Origin of the sequence: Streptomyces sp. 4F14 (assembly GCF_048159485.1) — a bacterium.
Lineage (GTDB): Bacteria > Actinomycetota > Actinomycetes > Streptomycetales > Streptomycetaceae > Streptomyces.
Genome location: NZ_JBLRVY010000285.1, coordinates 1 through 352, shown reverse-complemented (window position 1 = coordinate 352; position 352 = coordinate 1). Strand labels below are relative to the sequence as shown.

Here is a 352-nt window from a genome sequence, read left to right as displayed (position 1 = left end):
CGGCTTCGCCGGCGTCGAGGCGGGTGAGACGGGGGAGCAGGTTGCCGCGGACCGGTTGGATGGTGAGGCGGGGGTAGCGGGCGCGGAGCTGGGCGATGCGGCGCGGAGCGCTGGTGCCGATGACGCTTCCGGGTGGGAGGTCGTCCAGGGTGGTCGGGGGTCTGCCTGCCGGGAGGACGAGGGCGTCCCGGGCGTCTTCGCGGGGCAGGACGGCGCCGATCGTGGTGTCGGTGCCGCGCTCGTGGGGGCCGGGGAGGTCCTTGGCGCACGAGACGGTGACATCGACGCGTGCGGTGGCAAGCGCCCGGTCCAGCTCGCGTACCCAGACGGCCTTGCCGCCGATCTGGGACAG

General features: G+C 74.7%; 1 pseudogene. It reads right to left on the bottom strand.

What is annotated here, in order from left to right:
* Positions 1-352: pseudogene (locus ACLZOT_RS50740) on the bottom strand (hydroxymethylbilane synthase); the annotation flags it as partial.